This is a genomic window from Chryseobacterium pennae (assembly GCF_003385515.1).
In the GTDB taxonomy this organism is placed as follows: Bacteria; Bacteroidota; Bacteroidia; order Flavobacteriales; family Weeksellaceae; genus Chryseobacterium; species Chryseobacterium pennae.
The window spans coordinates 93747-108336 of record NZ_QNVT01000019.1; the positions used below are offsets into that span (position 1 = coordinate 93747).

Below are 14590 nucleotides of genomic sequence, written 5' to 3' on the forward strand. Positions count from 1 at the left end.
TCCAAAATCAGATTTCCTACAGAATAAGAAATAAGCGTTTATATTTATTGCTTTTGTCCCACAAAACGAATCACAGAACCCGTTCCGTTGTGAAATAACCCTTCCTTAAGTTCAATTTCTGTTTCCTCAAGTTCTATAATGGAGTAATTTGGGAAATCGGCCTTAATTTCTTCTATGGAAAATAAATCCTTTATATCCCTAGGTCCACCTACTTTTTCATTTTTTGTGACGTAATCAAGATGCTTTTTACTGAAGGCTTCGAAAATGATAAATCCACCTTTACGAAGATACTGATCAAGTATTTGGTGGATGGATGATTTAATATCCCCCGGAAAATGAGCATAGATAAGGGCAATTACATCAAATTGCTGTTCATGATAATTTAAGGTTTGAAGCTCGCCAATCTGATAATCTATAGTTACATCATTCTGCTCTGCAAGTTGCAAAGCTTTAGATCTGCCTTGCTCACTGATGTCAAAAGATGATGTTTTCCAGCCCTCTAATGCTGCATAAACAGAATTTCTTCCTTCACCATCGGCAGGAAAAAGAATAGTGCCGGGATTTAATTTGCTGAGCTGTTCTTCCAGATAGATATTGGGAGCTGTTCCATATACAAATTCCTCGTGGGTATACCTTTCATTCCATTTGTCAAGCCATGTGCTGTCTTTCATTTTTAATAGTTTAATTTCTATCAAATGTAAGATCTTTTCATCTGTATTAATCAACGGAAAAAACTCTGATGCTAATAGATTTTTTGAATGATAATGTCTGCTTAATAAATATCTAAATACTATTCCGTAAAATTAAAATTTGGAGTAATTTTGAAAAATGATGAATTTAAACCAGATTTTCACCAATCAACGTACAGGAAATAATCCAAATACTAAAGCTTCAAGAACTGATTTTCAAAGGGATTTCGACAGAATTATCTTCTCTTCTGCATTCAGAAGACTGCAGAATAAAACCCAGGTTTTCCCTCTTCCCGGAAGTGTTTTTGTGCACAACAGGCTGACGCACTCTCTGGAAGTATCATCTGTAGGAAGGAGTTTAGGAAGTATTATTGGTGAATTCATTGCTGAGGACTATAAAAATGAACTTACTGAAGATTCAAAGAATTTTTATCTATATAATTTAGGAAATGTAATTGCGGCGGCATGCCTTTGTCATGACGTTGGAAACCCGGCTTTCGGACATTCAGGAGAAGATGCTATTGCAAGTTATTTTGAAAGAAATGAAAAAGACCTGAAATTCAAGTTCAATGAAAAAGAATGGGCAGATCTGGTTAATTTTGAAGGAAATGCCAATGCTATCAGGGTTTTGGCTCAGCAACAACAAGGGAAAGATGCCGGCGGAATCCAGCTTACATTTTCTACTCTGGCGAGTATTGCAAAATATCCGTGTGAGGCAGTAGCCAAGAAAAAAGGAATTATTCACCGTAAGAAATTCGGTTTTTTCCAGAATGAAAAAGATATATTCCTTGAAATTGCAAAAGGAACCCAGCTGATTTCCGAATGTGAAGAACCACATATTTTCAAAAGGCATCCTTTTGTATGGCTGGTAGAAGCTGCTGATGATATCTGCTATAATATTATCGATATGGAAGATGCCCACAGATTGGGAATCGTATCCACTTCTGACTGTGAAAACCTTTTCTTTGAACTGGTAAAATCAGAAAGTAACGATATTGATAAGGTTAAAAATAAGCTGTCTTCCATTTCCAATGAAAATGAAAAAATCTCTTATTTAAGAGCAAAAGCGATCAATGCCTTGATTAACAAATCACTTGAGATTTATAAGCAGAATTTTGAAACCATTCTGGAAGGAAATCTTGACAAAGGGCTTCTGGATGTCTATAAATCTGAAAACAATGCTTTACAGGATATAGAATCATTCTCTATTGAAAAAATTTACAACCATAAAGCCGTTGTGGAGATTGAAAATGCAGGATACAATGTAATGTATGAATTGCTGGATCATTTCATTCCTTCCATCCTGAAACCGGATGATGAGAGAAAATCTTACGATCAAAAGGCATTAAAGCTTCTTCCAAGACAGTTTGTGTATGAAAACGGAACCGATTACCAGAAGGTATTGGGAATTATAGATTTCGTTTCCGGAATGACAGATAATTACGCTACCGACCTTTACAGAAAAATCAAAGGAATTGATATCGGAATGACGGTATAAACCTATTAGATTAAAGACTGGAAGCGGGAAGGAAGGATGCTGGATGTTACTATTTCACACCTCAATTACTCCCGCTTCCCGCCTCAAACTTCCCGCCTTAAATATCCACGGTTTAAATATTATTTCTATCTTTATAAGAATCAATATAAAAACTAAACTATGGGTATTTTTCTGGCTCCCGTTATTATTTTCGGGTTAATTATTTTATTTGCATCGTTTTTTGTGGTTAAACAGGAGACGGCAGCAATCATTGAACGTTTTGGAAAATTCCAGGGAGTAAAACATTCAGGGCTTCATCTTAAGCTTCCCATCATAGATCAGATTGCAAAAAGATTAAATCTCAGAATTCAGCAGCTGGACGTGATGATTGATACTAAAACACTGGACAATGTATTTATCAAGATGAAAATCTCTGTTCAGTACCAGGTCATCAGAAGCCAGGTAGGAGATGCTTATTATCGACTGGAAAATCCTGAAAATCAAATTACTTCATTTGTGTTCGATGTGGTGAGAGCAGAAGTTCCAAAGCTGAAACTTGATGATGTTTTTGTAAGAAAAGATGATGTGGCGATTGCCGTAAAAAGTGAGCTTCAGGAAGCGATGAACAGTTACGGATATGATATTATCAAAGCATTGGTGACAGATATTGACCCTGATGAACAGGTAAAACATGCCATGAACAGAATCAATGCTGCAGAAAGGGAAAAAACTGCTGCAGAATATGAATCTGAGGCTCAAAGAATCAGAATCGTAGCCGTTGCAAAAGCTGAAGCCGAATCGAAAAAACTACAAGGACAGGGAATCGCAGACCAAAGAAGGGAAATTGCAAAAGGACTTGAAGAATCTGTAAGAATGCTGAATAATGTAGAAATCAATTCACATGAAGCATCAGCTCTTATCGTGGTGACACAGCATTATGACACTCTACATTCTGTAGGAGCAAGTAACAGAAGTAATCTTGTTCTTCTTCCCAATTCACCAACAGCAGCAAGCAGTATGCTGAATGATCTTGTTGTAGCCATGACAACAGCCAATACAGTGGGAGAAGCGAGCAAGGGAAAATACCCTGAACCACCACGAAAAGAAGGGGGATATTAATAAGGAAAGGATGATGGAAGCTGGAAGAGGGAAGTTGTGATTGTCGAAAGTAGGGATGAAGGGTTATTTTAAACTACTTTCAGGGTAATATCTATACAATACGATAAAAATATGTTCACCGGCTGATGGTAACTTCCAGCCCCAGCTTCAGGCTTTCATACAATAAAACAAAAAACGCTTCAGAAATTTCTGAAGCGTTTTTATTTTATTTCTTAGTTTTAGAAACCTGCTCTACCAATGTGTATTTTATTGAAGAAGCATCTGCCGGTGGATTATCTATTTTTTCTGTTTTCACTTTTAAAACATATTCGTAACCCGGTTCATAAGTGAATCCTTCAATGTTGCTGTAGAAATTACTCCAGTTTTCAGAAGCGTTTTCTTTTACCTGCAGGCATTTCATACGACCTGCTCCTGCAGAACAGTCTACGGTTTGTGCTCCTACAATAAGTGTTTTTTCACCTGCTGCTGCAGCATCTTTCTTAGTTTTAGAAACCTGCTTTATCAATGTATATTTTATTGAAGAAGCGTCAGCTGGCGGGTTTGCAATTTTTTCTGTTTTTACCTTTAAAACATATTCATACCCTGGTTCATAAGTAAATCCTTCGATGTTTGTGTAAAAATTAGTCCAGTCTTCTGAAGCCTTTTCTTTTACCTGCAGACATTTCATTGGAGCTACTCCTGTACAGTCTGCTGTCTGTGGTCCTACGATGAACGTTTTTTCATCTCCGGCAGAAACTCCAGCTGTTGTTGTACACTGCGTCATTGCGAATAATGCTAATGCGGGTGCTGCCCCTTTTAGAATTGTTGCTATACTTTTCATAAACTTGATTTTAAAACCTTACCTCACAATTACCATGCCGAAAATTCCTTGAATTAGCGGATTTCCGGGATTGTTTTTTCATTTTTTAATCATTTAATTTGAGGACTCTAATAAGTGAAGAAAGGAAGAATGTTATGTTAAATATAATGAAATTCAGGTACGAGATATTGGATGCCAGTAAATTATAGACAGGAAAAAGCTCCTGAATTGAATCTTGTTTTATGATAAACTTAAAGATATAATTGAGGTATTTAGAGTGTAAGAAAGAATTTGAATTGATGAGAAAATTACTAGTATTAATTTCCGCTGTTTTTATAACTGGTAATGCATATGCCCAAAAGGTAGATAATGCATTGCAGGGATATTTTGAAGAACAGGGAAACGAGACTTTTTATAAAAGTTTTAATTTTGACGGGAACGGTAAAATAGTGGATGGGTTTAAAAGCAGTTATTATTTTACAAGAAATGATAGCTTAATTGTGATTCCGGATAAAGATGTATTTGTTTTTAAAATCAAAAAAGATAAACTAATCGGTATTTCAGACTGGGTTAAAAACGGAGTCTGGGTTCGTAAAAAAGACAGTACTGAGGTTAATAACAGAGTGAATCCTGCAAAATCTCAGAAAAGAGCAGTTTTATTGGCAGGGTATTATGATAAGACGAAGAATATGTCTGGATTGGATGCGTTGTTCTCCAATGCTAACGATTATACCAGGATTAGTGAAGACTTTTGTAATCAGGGGTTAGCCAAAGCATGCCTCAATGCCTTTGGATTAAAGATGATGGAATATACTCCCGGATTCTTTGGTGACCTTGAAAAAATCAAAGATAAAAAGCTCAAGCCCCATCCGGAGCTGATAGAGCTTTCCAAAAAAATAACAGACCTTGGAGAACCGGAAGGATATAATGTTCTTGGAGCTTATTATCACCTCTTAGGACTTCGGGAAAAAGCTTTTGAAACCTGGAAGGAAGGAGAGAAACATGGTGATCCGGCTTCTATGTTATCTATGGGACTTATTGAAGTGGGAGAAGAAATGGATAAAGCTCCCAAGACCCCTAATGTTAAAAGGAAAAAGAAAAAATGATGAAGAAGAAACTGTTGTTTTCATCTGCTTTGGTTCTTAGCGCTTTGGTAAGCGCACAGAAACTTAAGAAGGAAGATGTTGTAGGCTTTTGGAAGCTGAAAGAAGCTGGGTTTTATGAAGGGAAGAAGAAGGTGGTGAAAGAGTTTGATAACTGCAGACTGATGCGTAACTATGCTATAAGAGAAGATGGTTTTGCTGTGTATAATTATATAGGAGGAAAAGTAGGAGATTGTACCCCATCAGAACCAAGGCTTTCTTTTTGGAAGATTGTGGACAACAGGGTCCAGTTTTATGTAGATGATAAAAATATTCTTGAAGAAGTTGTTGTGACTTTCAATAAAGATAAAACCATGACATTTTCGGACTATAAACCGGTTTTTGTTAAGCTTGACGGAGATGCATTAGCGGAAAAAGTGACGAATACCATTCATTATGATATTCTTGAAAAACAGTATTGAATCTAAAAATTTAATTGAAATCCTATGAATTTTGTTACAGTAATCTATCTGGTCAACTTATTGTTATATGCCATTTATTTCTTTGGAAAGGGGAGTAGTGAAGAGGTTATTACCATTGTAGATTATTCGATTTCTGCAATAATGTCTCTTTTTTTAATGATTGCCGGATATGTTAATGCGAAGCAAAAGATGAAGTACAGATCTGTCTTGTGGATGTTTTTTGTAAATGTTGTTTTCTTTGCAATGTCCGGGTTGTTTGATCAGTTTGGAAATAATTTTAATCTTTTGTCAATGGGGAATGATAATTTTATTTTTACCTTAGCTTTAATAGCCTATAACGGTTATTTATTTCCGCTGATTGTAAAACTGGAAAGAACCGGTTTTTCCCTTGTATTGCCACTCGTATTGTCTTTTATTCTACCGTCTTTAGGCTATTGGATAGGGAAAATGATTGCACCGAAAAATTCAACTTCATCTGAAGAAATTTAACCTGAATGTTAAGTGTTTTTGAGTGACAAGGTATTTGTCATTGACTACGTCGAATCTTCGATTTCCGACAAAGAAGGAATCTCATTCATAATTGAGATTCTTTATTTCACTCTATTCATTCAGAATGGCATACTATCTTTAAAGGGAAGCTATAATATTAGTATTCTTCCCGTTTTAATTCCTTTTAATAATTAAAAAAAACATGATGTTGGAAGCAAAAATAGAATGGGGTATCGTTACGGATTCTGTACTTGATTATCAGTTCCTGTAAATTTTTGTCTGCCGATTAATAATTCAAAGAAAAGCTTGAAATCCGAGATCAGTGACCACAACGGATATTTAAAAGTGGCAGGCTTATTTCTTTCAATCACGGCATGGCTAAACCAGGCAAACCCATATCCAACAATCGGAATGTACCATAGAAATCTTTCTTTTCCTGAACTGATCACATATCCTATGACAACAAATATGAGCAATGTACCAATAAAATGGAAAATTCGGGTTCCTGTTTTACTGTGTTCCGTGAGATAAAACTGATAAAATTCCCTGTATGTTTTGATTCTTTCAGACATAGCGGCATTAGTTTATTGTTTCTGTTGAATTTGTAGCAATAATTCTGCCGATTTTTAAATAAGCAATAAAAAAGAAAAAGGCAAAATAGCTCATTGTGCTATTTTGCCTTTTTTAATGTTGTATGTATTGTCTTAGCTATTCTTTAGCTCCTTTCCAAGTTTACTGTTTTTATAACCGTAGAAGAAGTAAATAAACATTCCAATCAGGAACCACATTCCAAACCAGAACCAGTTTTCATGGCTCATTCCGGTAAGAAGGTATAAACAAGAGCTTAATCCTATTAATGGAATAAGAGAAAGGTTCTTTATAAAAGTAACCACACATAAGATTAGGTTAATAATAATAAAGAAGAAAATAGAGGCTCTGAACTCACCGTCTTTAGGATCACTCCAATTCATCAATGTTTGGAAAAACTCAGGTTGCCAATAGTAGAAAGCAATCAGTCCACCAATGAAAATAACCGGGAAAATAATTTTACCGTTGACATAAGGAAGGTGGAATCTGCCTTTTATTTTTTCTTTAGCAGGAAGAGTTAAAACTCCGGCACAAACCAAAACAAATGCGAATATAGTTCCAATACTTGTAAAATCAAGGATGAAAGTTTTATCTGTAAATAAGATAGGAATTCCCACCACAATCCCTGTAACAATAGTTGCAAAAGATGGCGTTTTGTATTTTGGGTGAATCTTAAGGAACTTCTGAGGCATCAATCCGTCACGGCTCATCGCATACCAGATTCTTGGCTGTCCCATCTGGAAAACCAATAATACCGTGGTGATGGCAACAATCGCTACAAAAGAAACCACAAGTTCCATCCAGGCTACATTGGCATTGGTTTTTTCAAAAATGAATGAAAGCGGGTCTCCCACACCGTCAAACTTTTTGTAATCTACCATCCCTGTTAATACCAAAGTAAGAGCAATATAGATCACTGTACATAATACAAGAGAGATGATCATTCCTTTTGGTAAGGTCTTTTGAGGGTCTTTTGTTTCTTCAGAAAGAACACTTAAGGCATCAAAACCAATATAAGCAAAGAAAACTCCTGAAACAGCACTCATAACTCCTGTAAATCCATTAGGCATAAAGGATGGAGTACCTGTTGTAGGACTTATTGGTGTCCAGTTGTCTGTATTGATATAAGCGAAACCTACTAAAATAACTAATATAATTACTCCCAGTTTTAAGATAACCAGGGAGTTGTTGAAGTTTTTACTTTCCTTTACTCCAACATAACAGAGCCATGTAATTAAGCCATTGATGACCAATGCAGGAACGTCAACGATGAATTTCAGATTCCCAATAAGCGGTGCGGATTTCCATGCATTTAATAGTTCTTTATTCTCAGAGCCATTCAAAAAAGCTTTTTTAGCTTCTGTATAACTGCAGGTCAGATAATCAGGAATATGCATTCCGATACGCCCTAAAAAGCTGGTGAAATAATCAGACCATGAAAAAGCTACGTAAATATTTCCAAAGGAATACTCCATAATCAGTGCCCAGCCGATAATCCAGGCAATCAATTCCCCAAAACTGGCATAAGCATACGTATAGGCAGATCCTGCTGTAGGAATCCTGCTGGCAAACTCAGCATAGCATAAAGCGGTAAAACCACAGGCAAAGCCACATATCAAATATAGAAGTATAACACCGGGACCCCCTCTGAAAACGGCTTCTCCCAAACTGCTGAAACTTCCAGCTCCTATAATTGCCGCAATACCAAAAAATACGATGTCCCATACACCTAATACCCTTAAAAGTCCTGTTGAAGTATCTGTATCCGAATAGACTTTCCTTCTAAAAAGTTGACTCATTCAATAAACTATATTTGATTTGAAAAAAACAAATGTAATGATTTTTTATTTTGATGTTAACAGTCGTTAAGAACATTTAAGTAAAAATACTTAACGAAAAGCCTTTAGTCTTTATAAACAGGTATTTCCACATAGCTGTCATTATACCATTTTATTTCCAGCGGTTCCCCGGAATCCTGTATGGTTTCTTCACTTACATCTTTACCCGTTCCATAGTTGATCTGCCAGTTCGGACTTTTGCCAATGCCTACAAATAAAAGCAGTTTACTTCCTTTTTCAACCTTTTTACTGGTAAACATCGATTGTCTGATAGGGATTTGCTCCATCTTATTCGGTTCAAGAAGCTGACGGACCTCATTGTTTTTTGAATAACTGGCTCTTGTCTTATGGGTAGACAGTAAAGAAAGTTTTCCGTTTGGCTGTACCTGATACAGATAGATATCGGTATCCATATCCTTTTTATTGATGGATACATTAAGCAATCCTGACAGGTTTCCGCTGATGATAATATCCTTATCAAGAGGTTCACTCTCAAAATGAATGAGATTATTAACCTTTGCACTGTCTGTTTTACTTATCTTGTAATAAAGATCTTTATCATTTCTGCTTTTGAAATCAACAATTTGTTTGGTAAAGTCAGGACTTTCGGGTTTTGTAAAAACAGATTCGCTGTTCTTATGGTCTTTCAGATAGAATTTAAGAGTAGAGGTATGCATTCTGTCAAGAGTAGGAACATGTTTCCATGTATTAGTATTCATCACCTGGAAATTAACTCTGTCTTTTAAGAGCTCTGGCTTTTTTCCATCTTTAAGAATATAGTCAAACCATGAGAAGGCAAGCTCATCAATGCTTATTCTGGCAACGGGATCAATAGGATTACCATTCACATAGGTTGTCCCGAAACTTTGTGCTGCTCTATGATCATAAGGGCCTATTACCAGATAGTGATCAGCATCTTTATTGTACTGGTAATGTTGTTTGAAATAATAAAGAGCACCAATCTGATCATCGTCATAATATCCTGTAGTCGTTAATACAGGAATATTGACCCTGGCAAAATCCTCTTTATAAGGAACCATTTTTTGCCAGTATTGGTCATATCCCGGATGATCCAGCCATCTTTGGAATATCTTGTTGGGCTTTCCACTGATAGTGTCCAGAGATCTGAATGATCTTCCGCTTTTATACCATGCAGTATTGATGGAATCCCATTTTGCAGCATTACCGAAGTCTGCTTCATCAGTATATTTATTGTTTGTAACATATTGTATCCATTGCAGCATATAGCTCATGAATACATTATTCTGTGCCGGATAATCTATCCCGATTCCTACAGCAACCTGTGGGACAATCGTTTTCAATGCCGGATGCAGTTTCTTTACGGCAGCCCATTGACTGAAACCCAGATAACTTCCACCGATCATACCTACCTTACCATTGCTCCATGGTTGCTTGCTTATCCAGTCTATTACCTCATAGATATCCTGTGATTCATGCTCAAAAGGGTTGTTGATGTCATTGCTGTTTCTCTTACCCCGGGTATTGACTACGGCGCCTACATAATTATAGATAGCCGCTCTCTTTCCAAAATAGTCGTCAAATGGACCTGCATAGATGTTGTTGGCGAGGATAACAGGAAGTGGTAATTTATTTTCCTTTTTTCTGACAATAGTAATGGTCAGAGTACTTCCGGCCTTTGTTTTTAGATCCTGGGTTTCAATGATGAAGTTCTCCTTGTCTTTTGCAGCGATCGCCTGTGAAACGTACGGCTGAATACTTGAAAATACTTTATAGTTCAGATAAGTTTTGCATAAGGCAAGGGCAGAGCCATATCCAATACTGTCTTTCCCTTTTTGTTTATCCATTATTGTTTTCAGTAGTTTTCTGAAGTTCCTTACATCTCCTTTGAGAACAATGCTGACTCTTGGGATTATTTTTTCGTCCATACTTTCGTATTTTTTATTGAAAGCAGCTTGGAATGCTTTTGGAAATGGCATTTTGTTTTTCAATTCATTCAGCTTGGCCATACTGTAGACTTCGTAGGCCAGAGATTTGTAACCCGCCATATTGTTTTCCGCAAATTCCTTTCGGTGCTCTGCTAAAGTAATAATGGAGCCTTTGTAGTCTTTAGCAACAACCTGCAGGCGGGAAAGGTCGTCTAAAAGGTCTACATTGTTCTTAGGTTTGTTCTTCGTTGTCTGAAGTTGTGAAATTACTTGCAGAGCAAGACCGGGTATATGTTTTTCGAAAACAACAGAGTCGGTTACAGCGGTTTGCGGAAAATAAAATTTTTGAGCCTGTATCAGGTTGACAAAAATTAATGCTAAAAGTATCTTAAATTTCATATTGTAGTGCATTTATGGTATGTTTTTAGCTGCTGTTGAAAAAGTATCAGGTCGAAAATGTATTTTTGATAACTGTTTACTGAAATTGTTTACATTTTATCAGACGAAATTAAGAATTTTTATCATGCGATAGTGAAATGTTTTTTACTGTTGTGAATTCTTTGCTTTATGGCATTAAATCTGTTAAAACTTGCTTAAACAATAAGTTTTTAATATTTTCGTTAACTTATTTAGACTAATTTTCTTATATCGAGAAGAATGAAATCAAAAAAAATACTTTTAGCGGCTGCGGTCATTTACTTCGGAATCTCCGATGCTCAACAGTCCCAATATTTTACCCAGAAAGAAAATTATAGATTCAATCTAGCTGAAAATCTTTATCAGACTAAAATATACAACGCCTCCCAATACGAATACGCAAGACAATATTTCTACAATCAGAATTTGTCCCGTTCAAAGAAGGAGGCGGCTCAGTTTTTTGATAATGTGATTGGCGTAATTCTTCAGAAAAATCATGCTGAAGAAGGATTGACAGCTTTCATGAAAGAATATCCTAATTCTGCTTATTTTGCACAGGCTAATCTTCCTTTAGCTGACTATTATCTGGCTAAAAAAGATTTTGACAAAGCATTGGAAACTTTGAAAAAGGTAAACCAATATCAGTTATCAAAAGAGGAGAATACCCAGTATATTTTGAAATTGGGCTATGCCAAGTTTATGATGGGTGATTCTAAAGGGGCCACTGATGCTCTGGAAGAAGCTTATACAACAGCAGATCAGTCTCAGAAAGGAGAAATTGCTTATATGCTTGGTCACCTGTATTACAGCAACAGACAAAATGATAAGGCTTTCCAGTATTTTGATTCCATAAAAGATCAGGATAAGTTCTCGAAACTGGTACGTCCGTATTATGTACAGATGTATTACAATGATAAAAACTATGATAAGGCTATATCTGAAGGAAATGCTTTATTGAACGAAAATATTTCAGAATCTTATAAAGCAGAAGTACACAAGATCATTGGGGAAAGTTACTTCATGAAAGGGGATTACAGTTCAGCCTATCCGCATTTGAAAGATTATCTGAATGTACAGCAGAGCCCTTCTGAAAATGATCTTTACGAAATGGGATTTGTTGCTGCTCAGCTGAAAAAGTATGATGAAGCGGTTTCTTATTATAACCAGCTTGTTAACAGTAACTCAGCATTGGCACAGAATGCTTATTACCAATTGGGGAATGCTTATTTAGCGGTTGATAAAAAACAGGAGGCTCTTTCTGCCTTCCGTTCTTCTTACCAGATGGATTATGATGCAAAGGTGAAGAAACTGGCTCATGAGCAATATGCTAAACTGGGTTACGATATTGGAAACCCATTTGAGAATCCTTCTACTGTTCTTCAAAGCTACATCAATGATAACCAGAATGCTTCCAATGCTTCAGAAATGAGGTCTCTATTGGTGAAGTCATATCTGTATTCAGGAAACTATAAGGAAACATTGAATGCTATTGATAGATTACAGGGTTCAACACCTGATATCAATAAAGTAGATCAGGAAGTTTCTTACTTATTGGGAACAGAAGAGTTCAATAAAGGAAATTATGATGAAGCGGAGAAATATTTCTTAAGAAGTTTAGGTTTTAATATCAATAAAGAATTCAACAGCAGAGCTTTATATTGGTTAGCTCAAGTGTATTACCAGAAAGGAAATTATCCATCTGCTATTGTTCGTTACGAAAAGCTTCTTAATGAAAACTTCCCTGAAAAACAGCAGTTGCCTTATGATTTAGGATATGCTTATTTTAAATCCAAAAAATTCGATCAGGCTGCTACTTATTTCAAGCAATACCTGGCCAATCCTAAACCTGAATTTAAAAATGATGCAGAACTTCGTCTGGCAGATATTCACTATGCGAATAATGACCTGAATGAAGCAATTGCAATCTATGATAAAAATGCTGACGCTACAGATTATACTGTATATCAGAAAGCAATGGCTTTAGGATTTAAAGGAGATACTCAGGCTAAAATTACCAACCTGAAAAATCTTTTATCCAAATATCCGGATTCGGAATATTATGATGATGCACAGTATGAAATAGGAACGGCTTATGCGGCTCAGGATGACTTTGCGAATTCCAATGATTATTTTGGAAAAGTTATTAAAACATCTTCAGACAAAGACCTGATCGCTAATGCTTCTATCTACAGAGCACAAAATTATATTGATCAGAACCAGAATGATAAAGCTCTTTCTGAACTGAAATCGTTGGGAGAGCAGTATAAAAATACAGCGTATGCTCAAAAGATCGTTCAGGCTGCAAAACCAGTTTTCACGAAAAACGGTGATGTTGCAGGCTATGAAAATTTTGCAAGAACTATTGGAGTAAATGTTGATGCTTCTGAAATTGATGAGATCAACCTGTCTACCGGAAAACAGTTGTTCGCGAAGAAAGACTACAAAAACGCCATTTCTTATTATGAGAAATATCTGACGCAGAATCCAACGGGAGAAGGTCTTTATCAGGCTAAATATGAATTGGGAGAAAGTTATTATCAAACCAATAACTCAACGAAAGCTTTACTTGTTTTACAGGAAGTAGCCGGAGTTCAGAATGATTATCAGGATGATGCTCAAACCCGTTTAGCACAGATCTTTATTACACAGGGGAATACTGCTGAAGCTAAAAAATATCTTGAAGGAATTAAAAATTCTTCCAATATCAGCATTAAAAATTATGCGAATGTTGAGCTGATGAAGCTGTATGCAGGTGAAAAGAATTTCTCTGAAGCAGAAAAACTGGCCAATGCAGTCATTGCAAACTCCAAAAACTCAGCAGCAGTAATAGAAACCGCAAAAGTAATAAAAGCAAGAAGTCTGATGAATTCAGGAAAAGATAAAGATGCCCAAACAGCTTATACATCTCTTGAAAAATCATCTAATACTTCGGTAGCTGCTGAAGCTCTGTATGCAAAAGCTTATTATCAGAATAAAGGAAAAGCTTTCAAATCTTCTAATGAAACGATCTTTAAGCTTGCGAATAATTATGCCTCTGAAGAATATTGGGGTGCAAAAGCATTGGTAATGATGGCTAAAAACTATATTGGCTTAAAAGATAATTACCAGGCAAGTTATACTTGTGACCAGATTATTGCCAATTATAAGAGCTTCCCGGATATCGTAGCAGAAGCAAAAGAAGTTAAGAAGCAGATTAAGAAATAAAACATGATGTTTAAATTAGTAACATATTCTTTTTTAATTTCTGTTTCATTATCCAGCTGTATTCCTGCGTATAGTGCCTCTTCTAAAGAATATAATCAGGCAAAGGTGAACTTTACAAAGAAAAAGGCTTTTGTAGTGAATAAAGAACTTAAGACAGAATTTAATATTTTAAAGCATTCTGATATCTATGAAATTGTGGAAGATAGTACAGATGCAGCCAGAATAACTTTGTATCCTATGAAAACACATACTCCTCCCTGCGGGAATCCTATGATTGGAAGTATGATTACTGTAGGTCTATTGCCTTCGGGATTTCCTTATGATATTTCTTATAGTTATGATGTAGCTGAAAATAGTACAACAAAAAAATATCAATATCAATTACAGGTTTATCAAAGCCTTTGGTTATTTAATATATTCAGGCTGGGTAAGACCTTTTCAAAACAGTCAGGGAAAGCTTTATTAGGAAGTTATATAGCTTCTAATAAATAAAATCCAA

Annotated in this window: 12 protein-coding genes; 7 read left to right on the plus strand and 5 right to left on the minus strand. The window is 35.9% G+C overall.

Annotated features, from left to right (window positions below; genetic code table 11):
* Positions 1 to 44: 44 nt before the first annotated feature.
* Positions 45 to 671: a class I SAM-dependent methyltransferase gene (locus tag DRF65_RS18350; RefSeq protein ID WP_115972199.1), complete on the minus strand. Its 627-nt coding sequence runs from the start codon at positions 669 to 671 to the stop codon at positions 45 to 47.
* Between the two features lie 160 nt (positions 672 to 831).
* On the opposite strand from DRF65_RS18350, the gene DRF65_RS18355 reads away from it, so the two are divergent.
* Positions 832 to 2187 (plus strand): deoxyguanosinetriphosphate triphosphohydrolase, encoded by a 1356-nt coding sequence (locus DRF65_RS18355; protein ID WP_115972225.1) that lies wholly within the window; start codon positions 832 to 834, stop codon positions 2185 to 2187.
* Positions 2188 to 2346: 159 nt separating this feature from the next.
* On the plus strand, positions 2347 to 3285 hold the full coding sequence (locus DRF65_RS18360) for an SPFH domain-containing protein (protein WP_115972200.1): 939 nt from the start codon (positions 2347 to 2349) through the stop codon (positions 3283 to 3285).
* 205 nt (positions 3286 to 3490) lie between these two features.
* On the opposite strand, the gene DRF65_RS28915 is transcribed toward DRF65_RS18360, so the two are convergent.
* Positions 3491 to 4105 (minus strand): DUF4377 domain-containing protein, encoded by a 615-nt coding sequence (locus DRF65_RS28915; protein ID WP_228438785.1) that lies wholly within the window; start codon positions 4103 to 4105, stop codon positions 3491 to 3493.
* A gap of 278 nt (positions 4106 to 4383) precedes the next feature.
* Here DRF65_RS28915 and DRF65_RS18375 point away from each other — a divergent pair, with 278 nt between their 5' ends.
* From DRF65_RS18375 to DRF65_RS18385, 3 genes are read left to right on the plus strand one after another with little or no spacing between them, the layout of a single operon-like run.
* The gene (locus tag DRF65_RS18375) at positions 4384 to 5190 is read left to right on the plus strand and encodes a hypothetical protein (protein WP_115972201.1); all 807 of its coding nucleotides are present in this window, start codon (positions 4384 to 4386) and stop codon (positions 5188 to 5190) included.
* The gene (locus tag DRF65_RS18380) at positions 5187 to 5648 is read left to right on the plus strand and encodes a lipocalin-like domain-containing protein (protein WP_115972202.1); all 462 of its coding nucleotides are present in this window, start codon (positions 5187 to 5189) and stop codon (positions 5646 to 5648) included. The genes DRF65_RS18375 and DRF65_RS18380 overlap by 4 nt, the downstream gene beginning before the upstream one ends.
* A gap of 24 nt (positions 5649 to 5672) precedes the next feature.
* Positions 5673 to 6137: a hypothetical protein gene (locus tag DRF65_RS18385; protein ID WP_115972203.1), complete on the plus strand. Its 465-nt coding sequence runs from the start codon at positions 5673 to 5675 to the stop codon at positions 6135 to 6137.
* A gap of 236 nt (positions 6138 to 6373) precedes the next feature.
* Here DRF65_RS18385 and DRF65_RS18390 read toward each other — a convergent pair whose 3' ends face one another.
* The 3 genes from DRF65_RS18390 to DRF65_RS18400 all read right to left on the minus strand — a co-directional run bounded on the left by DRF65_RS18390 (position 6374) and on the right by DRF65_RS18400 (position 10869).
* Positions 6374 to 6709, minus strand: a complete 336-nt coding sequence (locus DRF65_RS18390; RefSeq protein ID WP_115972204.1) for a DUF962 domain-containing protein — start codon at positions 6707 to 6709, stop codon at positions 6374 to 6376.
* Positions 6710 to 6841: 132 nt separating this feature from the next.
* Positions 6842 to 8524: an APC family permease gene (locus DRF65_RS18395; protein WP_115972205.1), complete on the minus strand. Its 1683-nt coding sequence runs from the start codon at positions 8522 to 8524 to the stop codon at positions 6842 to 6844.
* Between the two features lie 104 nt (positions 8525 to 8628).
* Positions 8629 to 10869 (minus strand): CocE/NonD family hydrolase, encoded by a 2241-nt coding sequence (locus tag DRF65_RS18400; RefSeq protein ID WP_115972227.1) that lies wholly within the window; start codon positions 10867 to 10869, stop codon positions 8629 to 8631.
* Positions 10870 to 11127: 258 nt separating this feature from the next.
* Here DRF65_RS18400 and DRF65_RS18405 point away from each other — a divergent pair, with 258 nt between their 5' ends.
* Both DRF65_RS18405 and DRF65_RS18410 read left to right on the plus strand, forming a co-directional pair.
* On the plus strand, positions 11128 to 14091 hold the full coding sequence (locus DRF65_RS18405) for a tetratricopeptide repeat protein (protein WP_115972206.1): 2964 nt from the start codon (positions 11128 to 11130) through the stop codon (positions 14089 to 14091).
* Positions 14092 to 14094: 3 nt separating this feature from the next.
* The gene (locus DRF65_RS18410) at positions 14095 to 14583 is read left to right on the plus strand and encodes a hypothetical protein (RefSeq protein WP_123947381.1); all 489 of its coding nucleotides are present in this window, start codon (positions 14095 to 14097) and stop codon (positions 14581 to 14583) included.
* Positions 14584 to 14590 lie beyond the last annotated feature (7 nt).

What these genes read in the sequence shown, in the direction of transcription:
- DRF65_RS18350 (WP_115972199.1), bottom strand. Translation starts at nt 671, where the DNA reads ATGAAAGACAGCACATGGCTTGACAAATGGAATGAAAGGTATACCCAC.
- DRF65_RS18355 (WP_115972225.1), top strand. Translation starts at nt 832, where the DNA reads ATGAATTTAAACCAGATTTTCACCAATCAACGTACAGGAAATAATCCA.
- DRF65_RS18360 (WP_115972200.1), top strand. Translation starts at nt 2,347, where the DNA reads ATGGGTATTTTTCTGGCTCCCGTTATTATTTTCGGGTTAATTATTTTA.
- DRF65_RS28915 (WP_228438785.1), bottom strand. Translation starts at nt 4,105, where the DNA reads ATGAAAAGTATAGCAACAATTCTAAAAGGGGCAGCACCCGCATTAGCA.
- DRF65_RS18375 (WP_115972201.1), top strand. Translation starts at nt 4,384, where the DNA reads ATGAGAAAATTACTAGTATTAATTTCCGCTGTTTTTATAACTGGTAAT.
- DRF65_RS18380 (WP_115972202.1), top strand. Translation starts at nt 5,187, where the DNA reads ATGATGAAGAAGAAACTGTTGTTTTCATCTGCTTTGGTTCTTAGCGCT.
- DRF65_RS18385 (WP_115972203.1), top strand. Translation starts at nt 5,673, where the DNA reads ATGAATTTTGTTACAGTAATCTATCTGGTCAACTTATTGTTATATGCC.
- DRF65_RS18390 (WP_115972204.1), bottom strand. Translation starts at nt 6,709, where the DNA reads ATGTCTGAAAGAATCAAAACATACAGGGAATTTTATCAGTTTTATCTC.
- DRF65_RS18395 (WP_115972205.1), bottom strand. Translation starts at nt 8,524, where the DNA reads ATGAGTCAACTTTTTAGAAGGAAAGTCTATTCGGATACAGATACTTCA.
- DRF65_RS18400 (WP_115972227.1), bottom strand. Translation starts at nt 10,869, where the DNA reads ATGAAATTTAAGATACTTTTAGCATTAATTTTTGTCAACCTGATACAG.
- DRF65_RS18405 (WP_115972206.1), top strand. Translation starts at nt 11,128, where the DNA reads ATGAAATCAAAAAAAATACTTTTAGCGGCTGCGGTCATTTACTTCGGA.
- DRF65_RS18410 (WP_123947381.1), top strand. Translation starts at nt 14,095, where the DNA reads ATGATGTTTAAATTAGTAACATATTCTTTTTTAATTTCTGTTTCATTA.